Origin of the sequence: Streptomyces sp. RB17 (genome assembly GCF_009604455.1) — a bacterium.
Classification (GTDB): domain Bacteria; phylum Actinomycetota; class Actinomycetes; order Streptomycetales; family Streptomycetaceae; genus Streptomyces.
In genome coordinates, this window is sequence record NZ_WEGL01000003.1 from 115,221 (window position 1) to 139,165 (window position 23,945).

At 71.0% G+C, this 23,945-nt stretch carries 23 protein-coding genes and 2 tRNA genes; 8 read left to right on the plus strand and 17 right to left on the minus strand.

What is annotated here, in order from left to right:
* Positions 1-272: 272 nt before the first annotated feature.
* Together hisN and SRB17_RS14185 are read left to right on the plus strand one after the other, a co-directional pair.
* Positions 273-1,073 (plus strand): histidinol-phosphatase, encoded by an 801-nt coding sequence (gene hisN, locus SRB17_RS14180; protein WP_153538571.1) that lies wholly within the window; start codon positions 273-275, stop codon positions 1,071-1,073.
* Between the two features lie 148 nt (positions 1,074-1,221).
* The gene (locus SRB17_RS14185) at positions 1,222-1,617 is read left to right on the plus strand and encodes a cyclic nucleotide-binding/CBS domain-containing protein (protein ID WP_153538573.1); all 396 of its coding nucleotides are present in this window, start codon (positions 1,222-1,224) and stop codon (positions 1,615-1,617) included.
* A gap of 94 nt (positions 1,618-1,711) precedes the next feature.
* Here SRB17_RS14185 and SRB17_RS14190 read toward each other — a convergent pair whose 3' ends face one another.
* Positions 1,712-3,163 carry a catalase gene (locus SRB17_RS14190; RefSeq protein WP_323375498.1) on the minus strand — a complete coding sequence of 484 codons (1,452 nt, stop codon included), beginning with the start codon at positions 3,161-3,163 and terminating at the stop codon, positions 1,712-1,714.
* A gap of 156 nt (positions 3,164-3,319) precedes the next feature.
* Between SRB17_RS14190 and SRB17_RS14195 the strand changes: the two genes are divergently transcribed.
* Entirely contained in the window at positions 3,320-3,736 is a 417-nt protein-coding gene (locus tag SRB17_RS14195) for a Fur family transcriptional regulator (RefSeq protein ID WP_153538577.1), read from the plus strand.
* Positions 3,737-3,860: 124 nt separating this feature from the next.
* Here the strand turns inward: SRB17_RS14195 and SRB17_RS14200 are convergent.
* The 4 genes from SRB17_RS14200 to SRB17_RS14215 form a co-directional block, all read right to left on the minus strand.
* Positions 3,861-3,934: transfer RNA gene (locus SRB17_RS14200), tRNA-Met, on the minus strand.
* Between the two features lie 68 nt (positions 3,935-4,002).
* On the minus strand, positions 4,003-5,811 hold the full coding sequence (locus SRB17_RS14205; protein ID WP_153538579.1) for a tetratricopeptide repeat protein: 1,809 nt from the start codon (positions 5,809-5,811) through the stop codon (positions 4,003-4,005).
* A gap of 203 nt (positions 5,812-6,014) precedes the next feature.
* A tRNA-Met gene (locus tag SRB17_RS14210) sits at positions 6,015-6,088 on the minus strand.
* A 41-nt stretch (positions 6,089-6,129) separates the two neighbouring features.
* Positions 6,130-9,042 carry a UPF0182 family protein gene (locus SRB17_RS14215; RefSeq protein ID WP_153539636.1) on the minus strand — a complete coding sequence of 971 codons (2,913 nt, stop codon included), beginning with the start codon at positions 9,040-9,042 and terminating at the stop codon, positions 6,130-6,132.
* A 164-nt stretch (positions 9,043-9,206) separates the two neighbouring features.
* On the opposite strand from SRB17_RS14215, the gene SRB17_RS14220 reads away from it, so the two are divergent.
* Positions 9,207-9,749 (plus strand): PPA1309 family protein, encoded by a 543-nt coding sequence (locus tag SRB17_RS14220; protein ID WP_153538581.1) that lies wholly within the window; start codon positions 9,207-9,209, stop codon positions 9,747-9,749.
* Between the two features lie 84 nt (positions 9,750-9,833).
* Here the strand turns inward: SRB17_RS14220 and SRB17_RS14225 are convergent, their stop codons facing one another.
* The 4 genes from SRB17_RS14225 to SRB17_RS14235 all read right to left on the minus strand — a co-directional run bounded on the left by SRB17_RS14225 (position 9,834) and on the right by SRB17_RS14235 (position 13,021).
* Positions 9,834-10,931, minus strand: coding sequence for a PDZ domain-containing protein (locus SRB17_RS14225; RefSeq protein ID WP_194294007.1), 1,098 nt, complete (start codon positions 10,929-10,931; stop codon positions 9,834-9,836).
* Positions 10,932-10,981: 50 nt separating this feature from the next.
* Positions 10,982-11,155, minus strand: a complete 174-nt coding sequence (locus SRB17_RS45395; RefSeq protein WP_194294008.1) for a hypothetical protein — start codon at positions 11,153-11,155, stop codon at positions 10,982-10,984.
* A 164-nt stretch (positions 11,156-11,319) separates the two neighbouring features.
* Positions 11,320-11,781 carry a molybdenum cofactor biosynthesis protein MoaE gene (locus SRB17_RS14230; protein WP_153538583.1) on the minus strand — a complete coding sequence of 154 codons (462 nt, stop codon included), beginning with the start codon at positions 11,779-11,781 and terminating at the stop codon, positions 11,320-11,322.
* Between the two features lie 130 nt (positions 11,782-11,911).
* Complete coding sequence (locus SRB17_RS14235) at positions 11,912-13,021, minus strand: SDR family oxidoreductase (RefSeq protein WP_323375499.1); 1,110 nt, start codon at positions 13,019-13,021, stop codon at positions 11,912-11,914.
* A gap of 192 nt (positions 13,022-13,213) precedes the next feature.
* Between SRB17_RS14235 and SRB17_RS14240 the strand changes: the two genes are divergently transcribed.
* Both SRB17_RS14240 and SRB17_RS14245 read left to right on the plus strand, forming a co-directional pair.
* Entirely contained in the window at positions 13,214-14,680 is a 1,467-nt protein-coding gene (locus SRB17_RS14240; protein ID WP_323375500.1) for a zinc-dependent metalloprotease, read from the plus strand.
* Positions 14,677-15,192, plus strand: coding sequence for an NUDIX hydrolase (locus SRB17_RS14245; protein ID WP_323375501.1), 516 nt, complete (start codon positions 14,677-14,679; stop codon positions 15,190-15,192). Before SRB17_RS14240 ends, SRB17_RS14245 begins: the two co-directional genes overlap by 4 nt.
* A gap of 44 nt (positions 15,193-15,236) precedes the next feature.
* Here SRB17_RS14245 and SRB17_RS14250 read toward each other — a convergent pair whose 3' ends face one another.
* The 4 genes from SRB17_RS14250 to SRB17_RS14265 all read right to left on the minus strand — a co-directional run bounded on the left by SRB17_RS14250 (position 15,237) and on the right by SRB17_RS14265 (position 19,170).
* Positions 15,237-15,992, minus strand: a complete 756-nt coding sequence (locus SRB17_RS14250; protein WP_153538587.1) for an AIM24 family protein — start codon at positions 15,990-15,992, stop codon at positions 15,237-15,239.
* Between the two features lie 17 nt (positions 15,993-16,009).
* The gene (locus SRB17_RS14255) at positions 16,010-16,690 is read right to left on the minus strand and encodes an AIM24 family protein (RefSeq protein WP_153538589.1); all 681 of its coding nucleotides are present in this window, start codon (positions 16,688-16,690) and stop codon (positions 16,010-16,012) included.
* Between the two features lie 11 nt (positions 16,691-16,701).
* On the minus strand, positions 16,702-18,444 hold the full coding sequence (locus SRB17_RS14260; protein WP_153538591.1) for a TerD family protein: 1,743 nt from the start codon (positions 18,442-18,444) through the stop codon (positions 16,702-16,704).
* A 129-nt stretch (positions 18,445-18,573) separates the two neighbouring features.
* Complete coding sequence (locus SRB17_RS14265) at positions 18,574-19,170, minus strand: M48 family metallopeptidase (protein ID WP_323375502.1); 597 nt, start codon at positions 19,168-19,170, stop codon at positions 18,574-18,576.
* Between the two features lie 339 nt (positions 19,171-19,509).
* Between SRB17_RS14265 and SRB17_RS14270 the strand changes: the two genes are divergently transcribed.
* Together SRB17_RS14270 and SRB17_RS14275 are read left to right on the plus strand one after the other, a co-directional pair.
* Positions 19,510-20,724 (plus strand): TOMM precursor leader peptide-binding protein, encoded by a 1,215-nt coding sequence (locus tag SRB17_RS14270; RefSeq protein WP_153538593.1) that lies wholly within the window; start codon positions 19,510-19,512, stop codon positions 20,722-20,724.
* A complete protein-coding gene (locus tag SRB17_RS14275) occupies positions 20,717-22,096 on the plus strand; it encodes an ABC1 kinase family protein (RefSeq protein ID WP_153538595.1) in 1,380 nt (459 codons plus the stop codon). Before SRB17_RS14270 ends, SRB17_RS14275 begins: the two co-directional genes overlap by 8 nt.
* A 162-nt stretch (positions 22,097-22,258) precedes the next feature.
* On the opposite strand, the gene SRB17_RS14280 is transcribed toward SRB17_RS14275, so the two are convergent.
* The 4 genes from SRB17_RS14280 to SRB17_RS14295 all read right to left on the minus strand — a co-directional run bounded on the left by SRB17_RS14280 (position 22,259) and on the right by SRB17_RS14295 (position 23,791).
* Positions 22,259-22,471 (minus strand): hypothetical protein, encoded by a 213-nt coding sequence (locus SRB17_RS14280; RefSeq protein WP_153538597.1) that lies wholly within the window; start codon positions 22,469-22,471, stop codon positions 22,259-22,261.
* Positions 22,472-22,609: 138 nt separating this feature from the next.
* Complete coding sequence (locus tag SRB17_RS14285) at positions 22,610-22,933, minus strand: hypothetical protein (protein WP_153538599.1); 324 nt, start codon at positions 22,931-22,933, stop codon at positions 22,610-22,612.
* Positions 22,930-23,298, minus strand: coding sequence for a WhiB family transcriptional regulator (locus SRB17_RS14290; RefSeq protein ID WP_037660091.1), 369 nt, complete (start codon positions 23,296-23,298; stop codon positions 22,930-22,932). Before SRB17_RS14290 ends, SRB17_RS14285 begins: the two co-directional genes overlap by 4 nt.
* Positions 23,299-23,470: 172 nt before the next feature.
* The gene (locus SRB17_RS14295; protein WP_323375504.1) at positions 23,471-23,791 is read right to left on the minus strand and encodes a hypothetical protein; all 321 of its coding nucleotides are present in this window, start codon (positions 23,789-23,791) and stop codon (positions 23,471-23,473) included.
* Between the last annotated feature and the right edge of the window lie 154 nt (positions 23,792-23,945).

The following is a 23,945-nucleotide window of genomic DNA, read 5'->3' on the forward strand; positions in this document are numbered from 1 at the left end:
GCGGTTCGCGCCGCGGGCCGGGGCCGGGGTGGGGCCGGGGCTAACCGGGGCATCGCTGTCGGGGTGCGGGGCATCGCCGCCCGCCTGCGGGCCGGGTTCGCCGTCCGCGGGTGCGTCGTGGCCGGTCGCGCAGTTCCCGCGCCCCTTCGGGGCGCAGCGCCACCTCGGCAGGCAGCCAGCTGCAGCAATCACAGCCACTCGCCCGCAGCACAGGCCCCGACACCGCCCGTCCCTGCTAGTCCCCACCGACCCCGGCAGATACGGTTCCTTACATGCCGGACTACCTAGACGACCTGCGCCTCGCCCACGTCCTCGCGGACGCCGCGGACGCCACCACCATGGACCGCTTCAAGGCCCTCGACCTGAAGGTCGAGACGAAGCCGGACATGACCCCGGTGAGCGAAGCGGACAAGGCAGCGGAAGAACTGATCCGCGGCCACCTCCAGCGCGCCCGCCCGAGGGACTCGGTCCTCGGCGAGGAGTACGGCGTCGAGGGCTCCGGCCCCCGCCGCTGGGTGATCGACCCCATCGACGGCACCAAGAACTACGTACGCGGCGTCCCCGTGTGGGCGACCCTCATCGCGCTGATGGAGGCCGCCGAGGGCGGCTACCAGCCCGTCGTCGGCCTCGTCTCCGCCCCCGCCATCGGCCGCCGCTGGTGGGCCGCGAAGGGTCACGGCGCCTTCACCGGCCGCAGCCTGACCTCCGCGAGCCGTATCCACGTCTCCGGCGTCGGCAAGCTGGCGGACGCGTCGTTCGCGTACTCCTCCCTCTCCGGCTGGGAGGAGCGGGGCGGCCTCGACGGCTTCCTCGACCTGACCCGCCAGGTGTGGCGCACGCGCGCGTACGGCGACTTCTGGCCGTACATGATGGTCGCCGAGGGATCCGTGGACATCTGTGCGGAGCCGGAGCTGTCGCTCTGGGACATGGCCGCCACGGCGATCGTCGTCACGGAGGCCGGCGGCACCTTCACCGGCCTCGACGGCCGCCCGGGCCCGCACAGCGGCAACGCCGCGGCGTCCAACGGACTGCTGCACGACGAGTTGCTGGGATATCTCAACCCGCGTCACTGAGCAGGGAGGGCACGACGGTACGCCCTCAACTGACATCGCGCGCCCCCTTGTTGACCCGCGCTTTACCTGTCAGTCTGAGGCTACCCCCACTTGTGAATTTGTGAATCCGGGAACTAGCGCCTCGGATTCCTAGGAGGTGGCCCCACCCATGCTCGTCCGTGACGCCATGAGCACGGTGATCCTCACCGTCGGTCCCGCCCACACCCTCCGCCAGGCAGCCGCCCTGATGTCCGCACGCCGCGTCGGTGCCGCCGTCGTCCTCGACCCGGACGCCGGCGGCATCGGCATCCTCACCGAACGCGACATCCTCAACTCCGTCGGCCTCGGCCAGAACCCCGACACCGAACGCACCCACGCCCACACCACCACCGACGTCGTCTTCGCCGCCCCGACCTGGACCCTGGAGCAGGCCGCACGCGCCATGGCCCACGGCGGCTTCCGGCACCTGGTCGTCCTCGACCGCGGCGAGGTGGCCGGAATCGTCTCGGTCCGCGACATCATCCGCTGCTGGGCCCCGGTCCGCGAGCCCGCACCGGCGCTCTGAGCAGGTCCGAAGCCCCTGAGCACGCGGAACGGGCCGGACCCCGAGCACCGTGGGGTCCGGCCCGCCCTGGGGGTGCCCCCAGGTCTCTGCGGCCTCAGCCGCGCAGCTCCTGCACCGCCGCCTCCAGCCGCTTGCCGAAGCCGGCGTCGGCATTGCGGAAGTTGCCGATCGCGCGCTCGACGATGTCCTCGCGCGAGACCTGCGAGATCGCGCTCGCCAGGTTCGCGACCAGGCGCTCCTTCTCCTCCTCCGACATCAGCCGGTAGAGGGTGCCCGCCTGCACGAAGTCGTCGTCCGCGGCGTGCACCGGCGTCGGGTGGTCGCCGGTGGAGCCGTCGACGGAGACGGACTGCCACAGCGGACGGCCGGTCTGCCGCGGCCCGCCGAAGCTGTTCGGCTCGTAGTTCTTCGCCCCGCCGTGCCGGCCGTCGTACAGGAAGCCGTCACGCGCGTTGGTGCGCGCTTCGGTGGCGTGCGGGCGGTTCACCGGCAGGTGGTCGGCGTTGATGCCGACGCGGTAGCGGTGCGCGTCGCCGTAGGCGAAGAGGCGGCCCTGGAGCATCTTGTCGGGCGAGGGGCCGATGCCCGGCACGAAGTGCGCGGGGCTGAAGACCGACTGCTCGACCTCGGCGAAGACGTTCCGCGGGTTGCGGTTCAGCTCCAGCTTGCCGATCTCGATGACCGGGTGGTCCGCGTGCGGCCACACCTTGGTCAGGTCGAACGGGTTGAAGCGGTACGTCGCCGCGTCGGCCGCCGGCATGATCTGCACACCCACGGTCCAGCTCGGGAACTCCCCGCGCTCGATCGCCTCGCGCAGGTCGCGCTGGTGCGAGTCGGGGTCCTTGCCCGCGAGCACCTCCGCCTCCTCCGCCGTGAGGTTCTTGATGCCCTGGTCGGTCTTGAAGTGGTACTTGACCCAGAAGGCCTCGCCCGCCGCGTTGCTCCACTGGAAGGTGTGCGAGCCGAAGCCGTCCATGTGCCGGTACGACGCCGGTATGCCACGGTCGCCGAACAGCCAGGTCACCTGGTGGGTCGACTCCGGCGACAGCGACCAGAAGTCCCACACGTTGTCGGCTTCCGTGGAGCCGGTGTACGGGTCGCGCTTCTGGGTGTGGATGAAGTCCGGGAACTTGATCGCGTCCCGGATGAAGAACACCGGGGTGTTGTTGCCGACGAGGTCGTAGTTGCCCTCCTCGGTGTAGAACTTCAGCGCGAAGCCCCGCGGGTCACGGACGGCGTCCGCAGCGCCGAGGTTGCCGGCCACCGTCGAGAAGCGCAGGAAGACCTCGGTCTCCTTGCCGACCTCGGAGAGGAAGGCCGCGCGGGTGTACGGCGTGACGTCGGCGGTGACGGTGAAGGTGCCGTACGCACCCGCGCCCCGCGCGTGCACGACCCGCTCCGGGATGCGCTCGCGGTTGAAGTGGGCGAGCTTCTCCAGCAGGAGCTGGTCCTGGACGAGGACCGGTCCGCCGACGCCCGCCGTCTCGCTGTTCTGGTTGTCGGCGACCGGAGCACCGGCCTCCGTGGTGAGGGGTCCCTGCGTCACGCGCGCCTCCTGCGTCATCACTGACTCGTCCTGTCCCAGTCCTGTCCTGCGTTCAAAGCCGTTCTCGATCCTACATTGGACTAGTTCTAAGTCAATTCACGATCCAACTTCACACCTATTCCCGTCCTGGTCCCCCTTGCTGTTAGGCTGGTCTTCATGAGCGACCTTCTGGAACGGCTGCGTGGACGCGGATGGCGGATGACCGCGCAGCGGCGCGTCGTCGCCGAGGTCCTCGACGGCGAGCACGTCCATCTGACGGCCGACGAGGTCCATGCACGGGCTGTCGCGAAGCTGCCCGAGATCTCCCGGGCGACCGTCTACAACACGCTGGGCGAGCTGGTCTCGCTCGGCGAGGTGCTGGAAGTCTCGACGGACAAACGCGCCAAGCGCTACGACCCCAACGCGCACCGGCCGCACCAGCACCTGGTCTGCGCCCGGTGCGGTGCGATCCGCGACGTCCACCCGATGGGCAACCCGCTCGCCGACCTCCCCGACACCGAGCGCTTCGGCTTCACGGTGTCGGACGTCGAGGTGACGTATCGCGGCCTGTGCCCGGACTGCGCGAAGGCGTAGCTCACGGCTTCTTTTCGAGCCCCGGCGACCGCCGGGGCTCTTTGCATGTCACACGGCATGCCGCACGCGCGCGAAAAAACCGAGGGCCGGAACCCATCTCTGGATTCCGGCCCTCGGCCTTCAGTAGCGGGGACAGGATTTGAACCTGCGACCTCTGGGTTATGAGCCCAGCGAGCTACCGAGCTGCTCCACCCCGCGTCGGTGAACACGACATTACGTGAGGGAGGTGGGCGGAAGCAAATCAGTTACCGGGGACGTGGCGGGGCTCACGCCGAGAGCTCCTCCCGCAGCGCGTCCCGAAGCCGCCCCGCCCGCTCCGAAACCTCCGCCGGTCCCAGCTCCACCGCCCGGTCGGCCCACCGCTGCCCCTCCGCCAGCTCCCCCCGACGCGCGTAGACCAGGGCCAGCCGCAACGCCGCCCGGCCGTGCCCGGCGTCAGCCGCCCGTGTCCACCACACCGCCGCCTCCGGCTCGCTCCCCTCCCGCACCAGCAGCAGCCCGAGATTGAAGGCGCCGTTGCGCGACCCGGCCTCCGCCGCCGCCCGGTACCACCGCGCCGCCTCGACCACGTCCCCCCGCGCCGCCGCGAGCATCCCGACCCGCACCTGTGCCCGCCGGTGCCCCTGGGTCGCCGCCCGCTCGTACCACTCCTCGCACTCGGTCTTCTCGTGCACGATCTCGCCCAGCTCATGCGCCGGCTCCGGCGGCCGCCGTGCGTCGAGCAGCGCCGCCAGCCGGTACGCCGCCTCCGCGCTGCCCCCGCCCGCCGCGCACCGCAGATGCCGCTCGGCCTCCTGCTCCTCCCCCGCGCGCAGCCGGGCGATCCCGACCTGGAGCGCGGCCTCGGTGTGCCCCGCGGCGGCCGCCCGCTCGTACCAGCGCAGCGCCGTGCTCTCCTCGCCGCGTCCGGCGTAGAGGATGCCGAGGTTGAACGCGGCGTCCACGCTGCCGGCCTCGGCAGCCTTGGAGAACCACGGCTCGGCGCCGGTGGTGTCGCCGCCCTGGAGCAGCAGGATGGCCAGCGCGTTGGCGGCCTCCCTGTGCCCGGCGTAGGCGGCCCGCCGGTACCACTGCTCGGCCTGCGCGGTCCGCCGCTGCTCGGCGCAGAGCAGCCCGAGGTTGTACGCGCCGTTGTCGTCACCGGCGTCCAGCGCCGCCCGGTACCAGCGTTCGGCGGTCTGGGTCTCGCCGCGCTCGGCGTGCAGCGCGCCGAGCGCGTTGGCCGCGTTGCCGTCGCCCTCCTGGGCGGCGCGCAGCCACCACACGGCCGCGCTGTCGGTGTCCCCGGCGTCGCGCAGCAGGAAGCCGAGTGCGCAGGCGGCCCGGGGCTCACCGTCCTTGGCGGAGGTCAGGTACCAGCGCCCGGCCTCCTTCAGTTCCCCGCGCTTCTCCAGGATCGCCCCGAGGTGCAGCGCCGCACGCCGGTGGCCGCGCGCGGCGGCCTGCCGGTACCACTGCTCGGTCTCCGCGACAGCGTTGTCGGCCCCGGTCTCGTCCTCGCGCCCGGCGGTGTCGAGCGCGCGCGCCAGCCGGTAGGCCGCCTCCCGGTGTCCCCGCTCGGCTGCGGCCCGCATCCAGTGCTCGGCGCCGACGTCACCGCGGTGCTCCAGCAGGTCGGCGAGCGCGTAGGCGCCGAGGACATGACCCTGCTCGGCGGACTGGCGCAGCCAGTACTCGGCGGCGGGCTCGTCCCCGCGCTCGCGGTGGTAGCGCCCCAGGGCGTGCGCGGCGGCCGCGGAACCGGCGACGGCGGCGATGCGCCACCAGCCGGCGGCCTCCTCGGGGTAGCCGCGCTGGTGCAGCAGGACACCCAGGTTGTTGGCGGCGGCCCGGTCACCGGCCGCGGTGGCGGCCCGCAGCTGGGGTTCGGCTCCGTCGAGGTCGCCACGGCGCAGCAGCATGGCTCCGAGGACGCTCGCCGCCTCGGCGTCGCCGTTCTGTGCGGCGAGCGCGAGGCGTACCTCCTCGGCGGCGTCCCCCATGTCGGTGAGCTCGTCGCGGGACGCCTCCTCACCGGAGGGCCGCACAAATCGCCCCGACTCGAACAGAGTTGCCTTGTCCCCCATAACGTCCATCGTCGCACCACCTGCACCTGGGTACACCTGGTATACCGCAGCCCGTGAGGTCACTTCAGCGTTTTGTCGACATGCCCACAGGACGACAAGTCAAACACACACCCCTCAACTCCCCACGACGGCGCGGCCGTCCCTCCCCTCAGTACATGAGTTCGCACACCACGAAGGCCCGGATCCCTTGGGATCCGGGCCTTCGACTGCAGTAGCGGGGACAGGATTTGAACCTGCGACCTCTGGGTTATGAGCCCAGCGAGCTACCGAGCTGCTCCACCCCGCGCCGTTGCCTGTCAACCGTATCACGACACGGGGTGCCCTTGATCAACTCTTTTTTCCGCTCCCGTTCTTGCCGCCGCCGGACTGGCCGGCCTTGGTCTCCGCCTCCTGCGCCCGCTGCAGCGCGTCCTTCAGGTCCTTCTGGGCCTTGGCGTACGCGGCCCAGTCCGGTCCGTTCGGCGCCTGCAGGGCCTTCTGCCCCGCGTCGTACGCCTTCTGGGCGTCGGCCAGGGCCTGTTGGACGGTCGGGTTGGCGGACGACGGCGGGTTGCTGGTGCCGGTGTCCGGTGGCGTGGTGGTCGAACCCTGCACGCCGAACACCTTGTTGAGCGCCTCGTCGAGGGTGTCCTCGAACGCCGTCTTGCCGTTGTAGGTGACCAGCACCTTGCCCAGCAAGGGGTACTTCAGCTTGTTACCGCCGAGGACGTAGACAGGCTCCGCGTAGAGCAGTCCGCCGTCGAGCGGCACAGTCAGCAGATTGCCGTACTCGACCTTGGAATGCCCGCGGCTGAGAAGGCTGATCGTCTCCGCGATGTCCGGCCGGGAGTTGAACTGGCTCTGCACCTGTTTGGGACCGTCGGCCGTCGTGCTGGTCGGCAGTTTCAGGATTCTGATCTTGCCGTAGTCGCTGGTGCCCGGGTCGGAGTCGACCGCCATGAACGCGCTGAGGTTGTCACGTCCGTTCGGCGTGAACGTCGTCGTCAGCGAGAACGACTGCCCGCTCTGGTCGGGCATCTTCATGCTCAGGTAGTACGGCGGCACCGCGCTGCCCGAGTCGTTGGTCGGGTCGTCGGGCACCTGCCAGACCTCGCTGCCGGTGAGGAACGTCTGCGCGTCCGTCACGTGATAGCGGGTGAGCAGCTCGCGCTGGACCTTGAACAGGTCCTGCGGATAGCGCAGATGGGCCAGCAGGTCCTTGGAGATGGCGCTCTTCGGCTGCACCGTGCCCGGGAACGCCTTCATCCAGGTCTTCAGCACGGGGTCCTGGCTGTCCCACTGGTACAGCTTGACCTCGCCGGTGTACGCGTCGACGGTCGCCTTCACCGAGTTGCGGATGTAGTTGACCTGGTTCTGCTGGGCCACCACCGCGCGGTTGTTGTTGGTGGCGGTCAGCGAGTCGGCCGTCGTATCGCCCAGGGTCGTGCGGGAGGAGTACGGGTAGCCGTTCGACGTCGTGTACGCGTCGACGATCCACTGGACATGGCCGTCCACGACCGCCGGGTAGGTGTCGCCGTCGATGGTCAGCCAGGGGGCGACCGCCTCCACGCGCTCCTTGGGCGTGCGGTTGTACAGGATCCGCGAGCCCTTGCCGATCGCGCCGGAGTAGAGGATCTGCGGCTCGTTGAACGCCACCGCGTACGCGGCCCGGTTGATCGGACTGTCGAGGTTGACGCCGCTCGTGCCGGTGTAGCTGGTGGTCTTCTCGTCGCCGTTGTCCGCCGAGTAGTCGACCTCCTTCTGCGGTCCGCCGACGATGGAGTACGTGGTGGTCTTCTCGCCGTAGTAGACGCGCTGTTGGTACGTGCCGAGGTCGCCCTCGGACGGCAGGTTGGACTCGGTGAAGACCGGCTGGCCCTGGTCGTCGGCCTCGGTGCCCTTGGCGGCGACCACGCCGTAGCCGTGCGTGTAGCGGAAGTGGTCGTTGATCCAGTTGTTCTTCGGGACGCCGGCCAGGTTCAGCTCGCGCAGGCCGAGGACCGTGTCCTGCTCCTTGCCGTCCTTGGTGGGGTACCGGTCGACGTCCAGGTTGGTCGGGAAGGCGTAGTAGTTCTTCATCTGCTGCGCCTGCTGGAACGTCGGCGAGACGATGTTCGGGTCCATGATCCGGATGCTCGCCGCGTCGTCCGCGTCACTCCGCAGTGCGGTCTTGTCCGAGGTCGTGGACTTGCCGGCGTACTCGGTGACCTTGGTGTCGTCGATGCCGTACGCCTCGCGGGTCGCCTTGAGGTTCTTCTGGACGTACGGCGCTTCCTTGGTCTGCTCGTTGGGCTCGACCTGGAACTTCTGCACGATCGCCGGGTACAGGCCGCCGATGAGGATCGCCGAGAGCACCATCAGGCCGAAGCCGATGACGGGCAGCTGCCAGGTGCGCCGCCACAGCGTGGCGAAGAACAGCAGCGCGCAGATGACGGCGATGCAGAACAGGATCGTCTTCGCCGGCAGATAGGCGTTGGCGTCGACGTAGCGCAGGCCGGTCCAGTTGCCGGTCGCCTTGAAGTCGCTGGACTTCACGGCCAGGCCGTACCGGTCGAGCCAGTAGGCGACCGCCTTGAGGGCGACGAAGATGCCGAGCAGCACCGACAGATGGCCGGTCGCGGCGGCGGTCGCCCGCGCGCCGGGGCTGGTGACGCGCAGCCCGCCGTACAGATAGTGCGTGAGCGCGGCGGCGATCAGGCACAGGACGGCGGCGGCGAAGCCGAAGCCGAGCAGAAAGCGGTACCAGGGCAGATCGAAGGCGTAGAAGGAGACGTCGAGGTGGAACTGGGGATCCTTCTGGTGGAAGGGCACGCCGTTGACCCACATCAGCCAGGTCCGCCACTGGCCGGCCGCGGAGGCGCCGGCGATCAGCCCGACGAGCGCCGTGACGGCGAGCAGCAGCCACTTCTTGTACGGCGCGATGCCCATCCGGTATCGGTCGAGACTCTGCTGCTCCGTGGACATGGCGCTCAGCGGGGGCCGCAGCCGGTGCGCCAGCCAGATGTTGACCCCCACCGCGACCGCCATGACCAGACCGAAGACGAAGAAGAGGCCGATCTTCGTCCACAGCGTGGTCGTGAAAACGGACGAGTAGTGCACCGACCGGTACCACAGCCAGTCCGTCCAGAAGCCCGCGAACATGGTGAAGGCCATGCCGAGGACGGCCAGGACACCCAGCGTCATGAGCAGGGTCCGGACACCCCGGGACGGTCGTCCCGCTCTGATCCGCGGCCCCGTCGGGCCTCCGCCGCGGTCCGGCATCTGGAAAGCCAAGGTGCGCACCTCGAAGTTCGCTGTCGATCCGTCAGGCCCTCGTGTTCGCGGACCCGCCGTGGCCCCCCGTGATCGCGGACCCACACCTATGCAACTTACTCACGCTTTGCTCGGTTCCCGATTCCGGTGTGGAACGAGGCAGGATTGTGACCATGTCCAACACTCCCATGGCAGCGAGCCCGCTCACCCGGGCCGTACTCGAGATCGACGAGTACGTCTCCGGCCTCGGCTGGGACCAGCCCGCTCGCCTCTTCGCCCTTGTCGACACCGCACAGCTGCGGGCTCAGGAACCCGCGCTCGCGGCCCAGCTGGGCCTTGAGGACGAGTCCGAATCCGCCGGGCTCACCCCGATCGAGCAGGACGAGATCCCGTCCGGCAAGCCGCTGGACGAGTTCCTCGGCACCATCGCCTGGCCCGACGCGGTGGCCGGCTGCGCGCTCTCGGTGGAGCGCCTGATGCTGCCGCCGTCCGCCGAGGCACAGGTCCCGAAGAACCTGAGCGAGGCCAAGCTGGCCACGTGGGTGGCCGAGCACCCAGAGCGCCAGGAGGTGCGCATGACGGTCGCGGTGCTGCGCGGCGGCGGCCGCGAGTCGGCGCTGCGGCTGCGCGAGAAGGACACCCCGACGGAGGTCCTGACCGGCCCCGACCTGGTGCCCGGACTGGCGGCGGCCCTGGCGGCGACGTTCGAGGACTGATCCCGCCCGCTGCGGTACGGCGATGGGGGCGCCCCTGCCGTGAGGGGCGCCCCCAGCCGTGTCACCGTCGCGCGCGCGTGCCGGTCAGCTCTTGGTGGTGCACTTGGGCAGCGCGCCGGTGTTCCCGCTGCGGATGTCCTTCAGCGCGCCGAGCGCGTCGCCGATGTTCTTCACCTTGACCAGGGTGAGCCCGCCAGGGGTGTCCTTGGCGGCGGCCGCGCAGTTGTCGGCGGGCGTCAGGAAGTACTGGGCGCCCTGGTCGCGCGCGCCGACGGTCTTCATCTCGACGCCGCCGATCGGCCCGACGGTGCCGTTGTCGTCGATGGTGCCGGTGCCGGCGACGAACTTGCCGCCGGTCAGGCTGCCCGGGGTCAGCTTGTCGTAGATGCCCAGGGCGAACATCAGACCGGCGCTGGGGCCGCCGACGTCGGCGAGCTTGATGTCGATGCCGAACGGGAAGGTGTGGTCGGTCCCGGCCGAGATCCCGACGATGGCCCGCTTGGCGCCGCTGTCGTCGGACGTGGTCGTGGTGAGGGTCACGTCCTGCGTCTTCGTCGCCGTTCTGTGCGCCTTCTCGGCGGCGGCCTGCTCCTTGGCGGGGACGACGGTGAAGACGACCTTCTGCCCGGGCTTGTGCCTGGTGACGAACGTGGCGACGTCGGAGGGCTGCTTCACGGCCGCACCGTCGACCGCCTTGATCACGTCACCGGCGTGCAGCCTGCCCTCGGCGGGCGAGTCCTTGACGACGGTGGAGACGATCACCCAGGACTTCACCGGGATGCCCAGTTCGTTCAGGGCGGCGACCTTGGCGCTCTCCTGGGACTGGCTGAACTCCTCGGCGTTCTGCTGCGAGGACTGCTCCTGCGTCGTCCCGTTCGGGTACAGCGTGTCGTGCGGGACGACCTTGGTGTCGTGGTCCAGCCAGCCGTAGACGGCCTCCACCAGGTTCATCCGGAAGTCCGCGCTGGTCACCCGGACGGTCGTCATGTTCAGGTTGCCGCTGGTCCGGTACGTGTCGTGCCCGGTGATCTGGAGCACCGGCTCGCCGTCGTGGTCCCCGAGCGTGTTCACGGTCGGGCCGGGGGACATCTCCGCGTACGGCACGGGGATGAGCACTCCCGCGCACAGGAGCGCGATCAGCATCAGGGTGGAGGCGAGCATCGTCGCGGTGCGGCGTGGCATGGCACGACAGTACGGGACGGCGCTGTCAGCGCACCGTCAGGGCACCCCTCTCACGCACCGCCGGCACCCGTGTGGGACCTCTCCATGGCCTCGCGGAACCGGGCATAGCCGTCCAGCTCCGGGCCGTCACCGCGCACCTTACGAGTCCGATTGGCCCAACTGCTCCACAGTCCGCCGCCGACGGCGGCCACCAGCGGAATCAGCAGCCAGACAAGCGCCCCCATGCCGACCTCCCAACGCCACGAGCGACCGCAACTGACTGATCAGCAGATTAACCGTCCGCACTGACAACGCTCACGCGAGGGTGCCGGTTACGCAACACGGGTTCGCCCGCGTGCTCCGAGTGACGTACGTCGGCAGGCTCCGGCCCACTCCTGCGTACCGGACGTCAGCAGGCCCCGACCCACTCCTCCGTACCGTCCGAGAACGTCTGGTGCTTCCAGATGGGCACTTCGTGCTTGAGGTCGTCGATCAGCTTCCGGCAGGCGTCGAAGGCCTCCGCCCGGTGCGGACAGGCCACGCCGACGACCACGGCGAGATCCCCGACCCGCAGGTCCCCCACGCGGTGCACGGCGGCCAGCGCCCGCACCGGATGCTCGGCCACCACCTTCACGGCGATCCGCCGCATCTCGGCCTCGGCACTGGGGTGGCAGGAATAGCCGAGGGCGTCCACGTCGGCGCCCCCGTCGTGGTTGCGCACGGTCCCCACGAACAGGGCGATGCCCCCGGCCGCGTCGTCCCCGACGGCCTGGAACACCTCGTCCACGGAGAGCGCGGTCTCCCGGACGCCGATCAACTTGATGGGATCCTGCGCCGCCTGCTCACCGGGGTGCTCGTTCGCGTGTGCCATGCCTCCCATCGTGCCGCACGCCTGTGACAGCGGGGAATACGAGATTCACCAGGCACGCGCGCGGGACGTCTTGGATGCTTCTACAGCGGGCGCGGCCGCGCCCACCCGCCCGGCTCCGGCGCAGGGCCCCTCACGAGCGCCGCCGGGCCTTGCGAGCCCGCCGGACCACGGCGGCGGCCCCGAGCAGGGCCACGGTCGCCCCCGCGGCCCCCGCAGCCGTCGCGTCCTTGCGCCCGAGCCGCCGCCCGGCCACCGTATGCCGCCCGGAGACCTCCTCCAGCAGCTCCGCGAGCACCTCCTCATTGGTCCACCGCGGCCGCCACCCGGCGTCGTGCAGCCGGCTCCCGCTGACCACCCACGGGTACATCGTGTAGGCGAGATCCCCCGCCGGGGACGGGGTGAGCCCGATCCGGTGCAGCCGGGCGGCGGCGCCCAGCGCGACCGCCGACGGCAGCTCCATCCGCCGGATCCCGCTCAGCTCCTCGACCTCCTCCTGCTCCAGCCACCCGTCGCAGCCGACCGCCAGCTCCCCGTCGACCTTCTCCAGGACGGCGTACTCCAGGGCGCTGCACAGGTCCTCGACATGGCAGAACTGCCACGCGGGCCGCGACCCGGCCACGACCAGCAGCCGCGGCGACTCGAAGTACCGGGTCAGCGCGGTGTCGGTGCCTCCGACCAGCACGGCGGGCCGTACGACGGTGACGTTCAGCCCGGGATGCGCCCGCGGCGCCCGCCGGGCCAGCCGCTCGATCTCCAGCAGGTCCCCCACGCCGGTGGCCTCGGCGGTCGCGCGCAGCTCGGCCTCCTCGGAAAGGGGCAGCTCGTTGTCCGGCAGCGCGCCGTAGACCATCGCCGAGGTGCACAGCACGACCCGGTGCACGCCGGCCGCCGCGGCCGCCGTCAGGACGGTCTGTGTCCCCCGGACGTTGTAAGCGCTGCGAGCGGCCGGATCGGTCTCCAGATCCAGGTCGAGCGCGAGGTGGACGACCACGCCGGCGCCCCGGAGCTTGTCCGCGATGGCGGGGTCGCGCACGTCGAGGATGTGCCACTCCGCGTCGGCGCACTCGCCGCGCCGCTCGTCGATCGCGACGACCTGCCTGATCTCCTCGGAGGCGGCGAGCCGCTCGGTGAGCAGGGCTCCGACCCCGGTCGCGGCGCCGGTGACCGCGACGACGGGTCCGCGCGCGGGAGGGGTTGAGGGGTTTCGCGCTGCGCGAACCTGCGGATCTGGGGAACTCACCGGGCGTCTCCAGCGGTTGTCTTCAGTACGGGCGCAAGTGATGCGTCCGTACCAGGTGCATCCATCCTGCCGCAGGCCTGCTGTCGGCGAAGCACCGAGGCCCGATCGGGTCCGGGTGTCTACGCTGGGTGGTGTTGTCGGGCAGCCGCGCCGCCGGGAGAGAACCGGTGGCCTTACCAGCCGAGGAATCCCGTGAGTGACACCCCATTCGGTTTCGGCCTTCCGCCGGAGGAGCCGGAGGACGGCGACGAGGGCAAGAAGAAGGACCAGCAGAGCGGTGGTGGGCAGGGACCGGCCAACCCGTTCGGCTTCGGCGGCCTGCCTGGAGCCGAGGGCTTTGGCGGCCCCGGCGCCGACAATCCGCTCGCAGCCATGTTCGGCTCGCTGAACCCCACGGATCTGGGCGCCGCGTTCCAGCAGCTGGGCCAGATGCTCTCCTACGAGGGCGGCCCGGTGAACTGGGACATGGCCAAGCAGATCGCCCGCCAGACGGTCGCCCAGGGCACCCCGGACGGCACGAAGGACGCCAGCGTGGGCCCGGCCGAGCGCAAGGCGGTCGAGGAGGCCGTCCGCCTGGCCGACCTGTGGCTGGACGACGCGACGTCCCTGCCGTCGGGTTCCGCCTCGGCGGTGGCCTGGTCCCGCGCGGAGTGGGTCGAGGCGACCCTGCCCGCCTGGCAGGAGCTGGTCGATCCGGTCGCCGAGCGGGTCGGCGCGGCCATGGGTGACGTCCTGCCGGAGGAGATGCAGGCCATGGCGGGCCCGCTGATCGGCATGATGCGCTCGATGGGCGGCGCCATGTTCGGCACGCAGATCGGGCAGGCCGTCGGCGTGCTCGCGGGCGAGGTCGTCGGCTCCACCGACATCGGCCTTCCGCTGGGCCCGGCCGGCAAGGCCGCACTGCTCCCGGCCAACGTGGAGGCGTTCGGCAAGGACCTCGGCGTGCCGCAGGAGGAGGTGCGGCTGTACCTGGCCCTGCGCGAGGCGGCCCACCAGCGCCTGTTCGCGCATGTGCCGTGGCTGCGCTCGCACCTGTTCGGCGCGGTCGACGGGTACGCGCGCGGGATCAAGGTCGACACCGCGAAGCTGGAGGACGTGGTCGGCCAGTTCGACCCGCAGAACCCCGAGCAGCTGCAGGACGCGCTCCAGCAGGGCATGTTCCAGCCCGAGGACACCCCGGAGCAGAAGACCGCCCTGGCCCGTCTGGAGACCGCTCTGGCGCTCGTCGAGGGCTGGGTGGACGCGGTGGTCCACGCGGCCGCGAAGCCGCGTCTGTCGTCCGCCGACGCCCTGCGCGAGACCCTGCGCCGCCGCCGTGCCACGGGCGGCCCCGCCGAGCAGACGTTCGCCACCCTGATCGGCCTGGAGCTGCGCCCGCGCCGGCTGCGCGACGCCTCCCGTCTGTGGGCCTCGCTCACGGACGCGCGCGGGGTCGACGGCCGGGACGGCCTGTGGGCCCACCCGGACATGCTGCCGACCGCGACCGACCTGGACGACCCGGACGGCTTCGTGCACCGCGAGCAGCTGGACTTCTCCGAGCTGGACAAGATGCTCGGCGAGGCGGCGTCCGGCTCGCACGGCAAGCCGGACCTGCGCAAGAAGGACACCGGCAGCACGGACGCCGGCACGGACGACAACAAGGACGACGACGCCGAGTGAGCCTGTACGACGACGCGGTCCTCGTGCTGAAGGCGTACGAGGACCAGGAGGAGCTGCGCCAGGCCTACCTGGACCATCTGGCGGCCCACCCGGACGGCATGTGGAAGGCCTGCGAGGACGGGCACATCACGGCGAGCGCCCTGGTGATCGACCCGGCGCGCGAGCGGGTGCTGCTGACCCTCCACAAGAAGATGCGGATGTGGCTGCAGATGGGCGGCCACTGCGAGCCGGCCGACGCCACCCTGGCGGACTCCGCCCTGCGTGAGGCGACCGAGGAGTCGGGCATCGCGGGTCTGGTTCTGCTGCCGGGCGGTCCGGTGCGCCTGGACCGCCATCACACTCCCTGCGCCTGGCACCTGGATGTCCAGTACGCCGCCGTCGCGCCGGGCGGGGCCGTGGAGGCGATCAGCGACGAGTCGCTCGACCTGCGCTGGTTCGGTTACGGCGAGGTGGCCGAGGTCGCCGACGAGTCCGTGGTACGCCTGCTGGAGGCGACCCGCGCCAGGCTCTGACTGCGTAAGGGGTGGCCGCCTGGTCGGTCACCCCTTGCACACGGCTAGCTCCAGACGTTCCCCTGGTTCTGCCCGCGCGCCCCGTGCTGCCCCATGCCGAACTGGGCGGCGAGGCCCTGCCCGATCACCGCGTTCTGCGGCGGCAGCAGCTCGCTGGGCTGTACCAGCGCGAAACCGGAGCCCATGAAGCTCAGCTCCCAGCCCTCACCGGTGCTGCCGCGCCGGCGCCACACCCCGGAGGAATGCGTCTGGGCCTGCATCTGCACGCGCAGCCCGGTGGACCAGGCGACGATCGCGTCCGCGTCGCAGTTGACGTACTTGTCCGGCGTGACCTGCATCAGCAGCGGCGCGCCGGAGGTCATCAGCGCGACCTTGCCGCGCCCGGTGATGTTCAGCTGGTACTTCCCGGAGCCGGAGATGCCGTAGAGGCTGTCGACGGCGACGACCTCGTAGTGCAGCGAGGAGTCCATGGCGAGGACGTAGGAACTGTCGACGGTCAGCCCGTCCTGCTCGACGTCCATGATGTGCACGTGCTGGGCGAGGTTGGCGAGATACACCGTGCCCTGCCCGTGGCAGCGCATCAGGTCCAGGCCCTCGCCGGTGTACGCACGCGCGCGTGCCTGGTTGTTGCTCTGGTACTCGGCGTCGAACTCCATCAGCCCCTGGTAGGCGACCATGGTGCCCTTGCGGGCGAGGATGTCGTCATGGCCTTCCAGGGTGACGCGGAGCAGCTGCGCGTTCTGCAGGCTCCAGCGCTCCTGCGTCTGGACGTCGTTGTGCGCGAAAAGCGGGCTCTGCATGGCTTTCTGACTCCCCCTCAGCCCCGGATCCGGAGGCGGTCGGTGCTGTCCTCGCTGGGCTGGACGACGACGATGCCCTGGCCGGAGAACGCCATCTGGTAGGCCTCGCCGCTGCCCCGGCCGATCAGCGACTGCGCCTTGAAGCTGCGCTTGCCCTTCACCCTCAGGTTCGGCGACCAGGCGACGAGCGCGTCGGGATCGACGTACGTCTCGTCCTCGCCACCGCCGCAGTCGACGACGATCGGCTCGCCCCGGGAGGTCAGCGCGACCCAGCCCTGCCCGGAGATCTTCGTGTTCCACAGGCCCTGCCCGGCGAACTTCGCGAGCCCCTTGACCCGTTCCACGCCCCAGCTGAGGTGGGCGTCGAAGGCGAGCAGGTTGGTGGCGTTGACGGAGATGCCGTCGCCGTTGAGGTTGATCACGACGACGTTGGCGCCGTAGTCGGCCAGGTAGAGCAGGCCGTCCCCGGTGCACTTCATCAGGGGCGCGCCCTCGCCGGTGATCCAGTCGCGGGCGATCTGGCGGACGGCCGGCGGGTTGGGCTCGTACTGGATGAAGCCTTCGTAGGCGACCATCGAGCCCACGCGCGCGAGGAGGTCGTTCCCGGTCTGCATGGCGACCTTGAGCATGTGGCTGCCGTGGTTCTCCATGCGGGCGGTGACGGGTGCGGGAGCGTAGCCCGCGAGCGGCTGGTTCATGACGGGCTCCCTCAGACCTCGTACGGCTGGACGACGATGAAGTTGCCGGGCGCGCCCCGGAACTGGAGGTTGACGCTCTCGCCGGTGTCGCCCGCATAGGCGTTGCGGCGCATGCGGACCTGGCTGGAGACGATCACCTGGGCGGCGGCCGACCAGGCGACGACCGCGTTGCAGTCGGCGAAGGTGGTCGGCGTGACCGGCAGCACCACGGGCGTGCCGTGCGTCTTGACGACGATGGTGCCGGTGCCCTGGAACTGCATGGTGAACAGCGCGCCGCCGGGGATGCCGTGGCCCTCGATGCGGCGCACCTCGTACTGCAGGGTCTCGTCGAAGGCGAGGACGTTCTCCGCGGACACGCAGATCGCGTCGCCCTGCAGCTCGACGGGGTGCACATGGGTCGCGTTCTCGGCGAGGAACACCTGGCCGTTGCCGGTGCAGCGCATCAGCTGCATCTCCTGGCCGGTGGCGTTGCCGACGATCCGCCCGGCGAACCCGGCGCCCTTGTAGCTGAAGTCGACCTTGCCCTGGTAGAGCACCATGCTGCCCTGCCGGGCCAGCACGGGCTGCCCGCCGATGCCGAGGTCGACGCGGACGAGCTTCTTGTTCTGCTGCGTCCAGCGCTGCCCGGTCGGCGTCTCCTTGAACGCCTGGAGCGCGGCCGTCACGCCGGCACCGCCCTGCGGGGCGCCCTGCGGCACTCCGTAGCCGGCGGGCTGCTGGCCGGGGACCTGCCCGTAGCCCGGGGGCATGGGCGCGGTGGGCTGGCCGCCGTAGGAGGGCGGCTGCTGGCCGTAACCCGGCGGCAGCGGCGCGGCCGGCTGACCGCCGTAGGACGGCTGCTGGGGCGGCTGGCCGTACGGCTGCTGCTGGGGCTGTCCGTACGGTGCGGGGGCCGGGGCGGGCGGCGGGACGGTGCCGCCGGCGGGCGGGGTCATGGGGGCGATGACCGTCGGCGCGGCGTGCACGTTCGGCGCGGGCGCCGGGGCCGGTGGCGGGGGCGGCGTGTGGCCGGGCGGGGTCTGGCCGGGTTGCGGTGTGAAGCCCTGCGGGGGCGTGGCTCCGGGCGGCGGCGCGAAGGACTGGGCGGCGGGCTGCGGCGCCGGCGTGGGCGCGGGGACGGGAGCGGCGGGGGCAGCGAACGGAGGCGGGGTCGTGGCCTGCGCGGGCGGGGCGAAGCCGGGGGCGGCACCGGTCTGCGGCTGCTGCGGGGCGGCGGGCGCCTCCTCCTCCAGCACCTCGCCACCGAAGTTCTTCAGCAGCGCGTCCAGTCCACCGTCGAAGCCCTGCCCGACGGCGGCGAACCGCCAGACGTCCTTCAGGTAGATGTCGCCGAGCATCACGGCCCGCTCGGTGGAGAACTCCGTGCCGTTGAAGGAGTACCGCGCGACCTCCTCGCCGCCCGCCACGATCCGCAGGTAGCCGGGGGCGATCTGCGACATCTGCCCGGCGCCGTCGATGGTCGCGGTGAAGGACAGCTTGCGGATCTGCGACGGGATCCGGTCCAGGGTGACCCGGAACGACTCGGTGTCGCCCGCCTGGGCACCCAGCAGCTGGATGGACTCCTCCGGGGACTTCGGCTGGTTGAAGAAGATGAAGTACCGGTCGTCCGAGAGGCGCTCGTCGGCGTCCAGACCGAAGCAGCTGATGTCGAAGGTCAGCCCGGGGGCGGAGATCTGCACGCCTACGTACAGATCCGTGCCCGCCGTGAGGTCACTGATCCTGGCCTTGTGGCCGCGTTGGAATTCCCTGGCCATGCGTAACGACCGTCCCCCATCCCGAATGTGAGTGCGTCGCGCCAGGCTAACGGCAAAGTCCGACAGCGGACGCGGCCGGTACAGACCCGGTACACAACCGCGCCCGGAGGGGGACGGACGGCGCTCGGCTCACTCCCCGCGCGCCCCGGGCACATGCGGCAGCCGTTCCGCGGCGACCACCCCTTCGAGGTAGCCGCGGGCCCGCTCGGTGCGCGGGTACGCCTCCAGCAGCCGCCAGAAGTCCGGCCCGTGACCGGGGACCAGCAGATGCGCCAGCTCATGGCAGAGGACGTAGTCGACGACGTACTCGGGCATCCCCTGCAGCCGGTGCGAGAGCCGGATGCTGCCCTCGGCCGGGGTGCACGAACCCCAGCGCGTGTTCTGGTTGGTGACCCAGCGTACGGAGGCGGGGCGCGCCCGGCCGTCGAAGTACTGGGCCGACAGCCGCTCGGCACGCTCGGCGAGTTCGGCGTCGCCGAGCAGCCGCCTGCTCTCCTGGGCGGCGAGTTTGTCGAGCATGACGGTGATCCAGCGCTGCTCCTCCGCCTTCGACATCCGGGCGGGGATCAGTACGACGGTGCGATCGCCCTCGCGGTACGCGGAGACCGTCCGGCGGCGCCGGGAACTCCTGCGGACCTCGATCGCGCTCGCCCCCGAGCCGCCGGGCGGCTGACTCGTCGTGCTGCGCTGTGGATTTCCGGCGCGGTGCAGTGGGTCGGCGGGCACGCCCCGACGTTACCCGCTGCGCAGGGCCGAAGTCCCGGCTCCGGAACGGTTCGCTGCCGATCCCCCACCATGCGTTTGATTCCTATGATTCCTCCGGCTGATCCGCACATCCGGTTTACGGGGTACCGCACGGGCGGTTTGCCGTCTTCTTCTGACCCATTTGCCGCCCGTTTGACGCACTTCGTCCGGCCATTTTGTGTGACTGACACCCCCAACCTGTGGATAACTCTCGGCGCCGGACCGCCTGGCGCGGCATGCTGGCAGGCGTCGGGGGAGCGTGACCGGTTCCACCGGCGACGAGATGTTCGGGATGCTTTCCACTGATACGGGGGGCCAGTCATGCATCCGGTGATGAAGCCCGCGCTGCGGCGCGGCTGGCGTGATCGCGAGACCGCGCAGTTCGGGATGACCCCGGCGCACGCGCTGACACTGGGACCGATGGACCCCGCCACGCGGGACTTCCTGGATCTGCTCAACGGCACCCGCGGGCTGCCGCTGCTCCGCGAGGAAGGCCACCGCATGGACCTCCCGGCCGGCCATGTCGACACCCTGCTGGCACGGCTGACCCGTGCGGGCCTGGTCGACGACGCGCGCGGCGGCGGACCGGCCGCCGACGCGCTGCGCGCCAGGACGGACGTCCTGCGGCGGCTGCGCCCCGACCTCGCCGCGCTGTCCCTGACCACGACCGAACCCGGCGGCGCACTCGCCCGGCTCGCCGCCCGCCGCGCACTGCGGGTGCAGGTGCGGGGCGCGGGACGGGTCGGCGCGGTCCTGGCGTCGGTGCTGTCGGGCGCCGGGGTCGGCGAGGTCGACGTGCACGACGCGGGACGCGTGGAGCCGTGGGACGTGGCGCCGGGCGGGCTGCCCGCCGAGTCGCTCGGCGAGCGACGGGACACGGCGGCACGGGCCGCCGTGCGCCGTGCCGCACCCGACCGCCCCCCGCGCCGCGCCCACTCCCCCGGATCCGGCGCCCACGACCCCGGGCTCTCCCTGGTGATCCTCACCCACCGCGACGATGTCGCCGTGCACGCACCGGACCCGGCCGACGCCGACCCGCTCCTGGCCTCCGGAACGCCCCACCTGTACGCCGGTGTCGTGGAGAACACCGGAGTCGTCGGACCGCTCGTCCTCCCCGGCGAGTCGCCCTGCGCCCGCTGTCTGCACCTCGACCGCGCGGACCGTGACCCGGACTGGCCGCGGCTGACCGTCCAGTGGCGGTGCGCCAGGGCCCACCGGGTCCCGGCCTGCGATCTGACGCTGGCCACCGCGGTCGCCGGACTGGCCGCGGCGCACGCGCTCGCCTTCCTCGACGAGCAGTCGCCGTCCAGCACGGGCACCCGCTGGGAGGTGTCCGCACCCGGGCTGAACTGGCACGCCCGACCCGTCCGGCCGCATCCGGCATGCGGGTGCGGCGCTGCGGAGAGACCTAAAGAGGAGCACTCCTCAACCGGCGGCGACGCACGCGCGACAATGGCGGTGCAACGGCCGTCGCCGGAGCGACGACGCACAACAGGCGCGGCGCGGCCGACTGGGACTTGGAGGGCGCATGTCTGATCTTCCCCGGAAGGCGGTCACCCGGACCGCCAAGCTCGCCGCGCTCCCGCTCGGCTTCGCCGGCCGGGCCACCTGGGGGCTGGGCAAGCGGATCGTGGGCGAGTCCGCGGAGATCGTCGGCCGGGAACTGCAACAGCGCACGGCGGAGCAGCTGTTCAAGGTGCTGGGCGAGTTGAAGGGCGGTGCGATGAAGTTCGGGCAGGCCCTGTCCGTCTTCGAGTCCGCGCTGCCCGAGGAGATCGCCGGGCCCTACCGCGCCGCGCTGACCAAGCTCCAGGAGGCGGCGCCGCCGATGCCGACCCGCACGGTGCACGGGGTGCTCGAGGACCGGCTCGGTCCGGACTGGCGAGATCTGTTCGAGGAGTTCGAGGACAAGCCGGCCGCCGCGGCCTCGATCGGGCAGGTGCACCGGGCGGTGTGGCACGACGGCCGTGAGGTGGCGGTCAAGGTGCAGTACCCGGGCGCCGGCGAGGCCCTGCTCTCCGATCTGGGTCAGCTGAGCCGTTTCGCCCGGCTGTTGGGGCCGCTGATTCCCGGCATGGACATCAAGCCGCTCATCGCGGAGCTGCGGGACCGCGTCTCCGAGGAGCTGGACTACGCACTGGAGGCGCAGGCCCAGACGGTCCACGCGGAGGAGTTCGCGGACGACCCGGACGTGGTGGTCCCGGCGGTGGTGCACCAGTGCGAGCAGATCCTGGTGACCGAGTGGATCGACGGCATCCCGCTGTCGGAGGTGATCTCGGACGGCACCCGGGAGCAGCGCGATCGCGCCGGCCAGCTCCTGGCCCGGTTCCTCTTCTCGGGCCCGGCCCGCACCGGCCTGCTGCACGCCGACCCGCATCCGGGCAACTTCCGGCTGCTGCCCGGCGGCCCGGCCGGTGACGACGACTGGCGCCTGGGCGTCCTGGACTTCGGCACCGTCGACCGGCTGCCCGGCGGACTGCCCTTGCCGATCGGCATCTCGCTCCGCATGACGCTGGACGGCGAGGCCGACACGGTCTACGAACTCCTCTGCGAGGAAGGATTCGTGAAGGAGTCCATAGAGCTGGATCCCGACGCGGTCCTCGACTACCTGCTGCCGATCATCGAACCGGCCCGGATCGAGGCGTTCACCTTCAACCGCACCTGGATGCGCAACCAGGCCGCCCGCATCGCCGACCCCCGCTCTCCCGCCTACCAGCTGGGCAAGCGGCTCAACCTGCCGCCCTCCTATCTGCTGATCCATCGGGTGACTCTGAGCACGATCGGCGTCCTGTGCCAACTGGGTGCCACGGTACGGCTCCGGGAGGAACTGCAGGAGTGGCTGCCGGGGTTCGAGCCCGGCGTCCCCGGTGAGGAGCTGCCCGAGGAGGAGTCCGCGGCGGAGGCGTGATCCGGGACGCCTGGGAGGGCGTGTGGGAAGGAGTCCGCGGCGGAGGCGTCGTCCGGGAGACCCGGGAGGACGTGGTCGGGGGCTGAGGCGCGCCGTGCTGTGCGTGAAAGTGGGAGGGGTGGGCGGGGGGAGGGGGAGGGGGAGGGCCCCCGGGGAAGCGGCTCACCACCAGGACGAGTCCAGCCGCCCCTCGATCGCCCTCAGGTTCTCCCTGGAGCAGGTGTCGCAGAAGTACTGGCGGACGCCGTTCTCCACGGAGCAGGTCCAGGTGGCCGGCTGGGAGCCGATGGCGGGGGTGCCGCAGCGGGCGCACACGAGCACGCGGCGCTCCGGGGTGGAGCCGCCCTGTTCACTTCCTCCGGGAAGACTCGTCACCTGGCGACGATAACTCCGCCGGCGGCCGATCGCCCGCGCAACGCACCGCGGGGGCCGGTCCGTTCGGCCGGACCGGCCCCCGCGCGAGAAGGCTTCGCCTCCCAGGCCGGGAGGCCACCGCTTCCGCAGGTGTGATCGTTACTGCATGACCGCCATGGCGAGCGCCCGCCGGGCGCGCATCGAGGCGCGCTCGGCCCGGCGCTGCATCCGCTGGGCGACCGCCAGGCGCACGGCCCGGCGTTCCCGCACGGCGTCATGGAGTCGCTCGTCCATATGCGCACGAGCCAGGGCTTCTTGCATGAGTTGCATCTCTCGGGTCCTGTTCTGGCGCGCTTCGGTCGCGCCGGTGGTGGTGACGTCTTCAGTCGCGGAGCCTGCGGGCTCGCTGGTGGACGGCTTCATCGGGGCCTGCTTCTGGGGGTCGTGCGTGAAGGGACGGTCGATCGTTCCTGCGGTGTTCATGCCGTGACCGGGTTCTTCCTCGGGCGGCCACGCGGCCGCTTCCGGGCGACGACGACACCCTGGACGAACAGTTCGCCACCCCAGACGCCCCAGGGCTCACGCCGCTCCTTGGCGCCTGCGAGGCAGGCCTCCATCAGCGGGCAGGTACGGCAGAGGGACTTGGCGTACTCGACGTCCGCCGGCGACTCGGCGAAGAAGACCTCCGGGTCGTAGGAGCGGCAGGGGACGGGTACACCGAGGTTCTCGATGGCGTCGTCGAGCGCGGTGAGCGCGGTGAGGGGGATCAAGGTGGAGTCCTCCGTGAGGCCGGGCGGGGGGATCGTTTGTGAAGGCGGTACGGACGGGGCGTGCGCTTCGAGTTGCACGGTTGGTCTTCCTCGTCTGGTCGGTCCGGCCGGTTGACCGGGTGTCGGCTGGGTACCGGGTTCTTTTCCTGTCCCGAGGCCCCTTCGCTCCGTCGTCCCCGTTCGGGGAAAACAGAAGGGCCGCGGATCCCGGATGGGGTTCCGCGGCCCTGAAGGCGCCGGCCTGATCGGATCAGGCTGGATCACTCCAGGGTTCTGGCCCACGGAAGGCCCACATCAGGTGGTGCTGGGTCGTCAGCTTCCGGAATCCGGCACCGGCCGCCGCAAAGGCATAGGCATGTGCCTGTGCCCCTACCGCTTCCAGTGCCTTGGTCGGTCGCTCATTGCGCTCACGGACGGGAAGGCCCGCGAGAGCGACGGAGGACGCCGGACGGTCGGCACGAATGCCGGACAGACCGGTGCCCTGGTGAGAGGCGCCGAGCATGCACAGGGAGACGGCCGAGCGATCGGTCAGTTTGGCCGTGCTGATGGTGCTGGTGTTGATGCTGATCACTGGACTCGCCTCCTCTCGGCGTCTCTGGGGACTGAGGTGAATCAGTCCGTTCGGATATGCAAGTACATCACGGAGGTGGGCCCTTCGAGAAGGCCGCTGCTTCCGTGCCTAGAACCTATGGGGATTGCTGGGGCATGCGCAAACTATTTTTTCG

What these genes read in the sequence shown, in the direction of transcription:
- hisN (WP_153538571.1), top strand. Translation starts at nt 273, where the DNA reads ATGCCGGACTACCTAGACGACCTGCGCCTCGCCCACGTCCTCGCGGAC.
- SRB17_RS14185 (WP_153538573.1), top strand. Translation starts at nt 1,222, where the DNA reads ATGCTCGTCCGTGACGCCATGAGCACGGTGATCCTCACCGTCGGTCCC.
- SRB17_RS14195 (WP_153538577.1), top strand. Translation starts at nt 3,320, where the DNA reads ATGAGCGACCTTCTGGAACGGCTGCGTGGACGCGGATGGCGGATGACC.
- SRB17_RS14205 (WP_153538579.1), bottom strand. Translation starts at nt 5,811, where the DNA reads ATGGACGTTATGGGGGACAAGGCAACTCTGTTCGAGTCGGGGCGATTT.
- SRB17_RS14215 (WP_153539636.1), bottom strand. Translation starts at nt 9,042, where the DNA reads ATGCCGGACCGCGGCGGAGGCCCGACGGGGCCGCGGATCAGAGCGGGA.
- SRB17_RS14220 (WP_153538581.1), top strand. Translation starts at nt 9,207, where the DNA reads ATGTCCAACACTCCCATGGCAGCGAGCCCGCTCACCCGGGCCGTACTC.
- SRB17_RS14225 (WP_194294007.1), bottom strand. Translation starts at nt 10,931, where the DNA reads ATGCCACGCCGCACCGCGACGATGCTCGCCTCCACCCTGATGCTGATC.
- SRB17_RS45395 (WP_194294008.1), bottom strand. Translation starts at nt 11,155, where the DNA reads ATGGGGGCGCTTGTCTGGCTGCTGATTCCGCTGGTGGCCGCCGTCGGC.
- SRB17_RS14230 (WP_153538583.1), bottom strand. Translation starts at nt 11,781, where the DNA reads ATGGCACACGCGAACGAGCACCCCGGTGAGCAGGCGGCGCAGGATCCC.
- SRB17_RS14250 (WP_153538587.1), bottom strand. Translation starts at nt 15,992, where the DNA reads ATGCAGAGCCCGCTTTTCGCGCACAACGACGTCCAGACGCAGGAGCGC.
- SRB17_RS14255 (WP_153538589.1), bottom strand. Translation starts at nt 16,690, where the DNA reads ATGAACCAGCCGCTCGCGGGCTACGCTCCCGCACCCGTCACCGCCCGC.
- SRB17_RS14260 (WP_153538591.1), bottom strand. Translation starts at nt 18,444, where the DNA reads ATGGCCAGGGAATTCCAACGCGGCCACAAGGCCAGGATCAGTGACCTC.
- SRB17_RS14270 (WP_153538593.1), top strand. Translation starts at nt 19,510, where the DNA reads ATGCATCCGGTGATGAAGCCCGCGCTGCGGCGCGGCTGGCGTGATCGC.
- SRB17_RS14275 (WP_153538595.1), top strand. Translation starts at nt 20,717, where the DNA reads ATGTCTGATCTTCCCCGGAAGGCGGTCACCCGGACCGCCAAGCTCGCC.
- SRB17_RS14285 (WP_153538599.1), bottom strand. Translation starts at nt 22,933, where the DNA reads ATGAACACCGCAGGAACGATCGACCGTCCCTTCACGCACGACCCCCAG.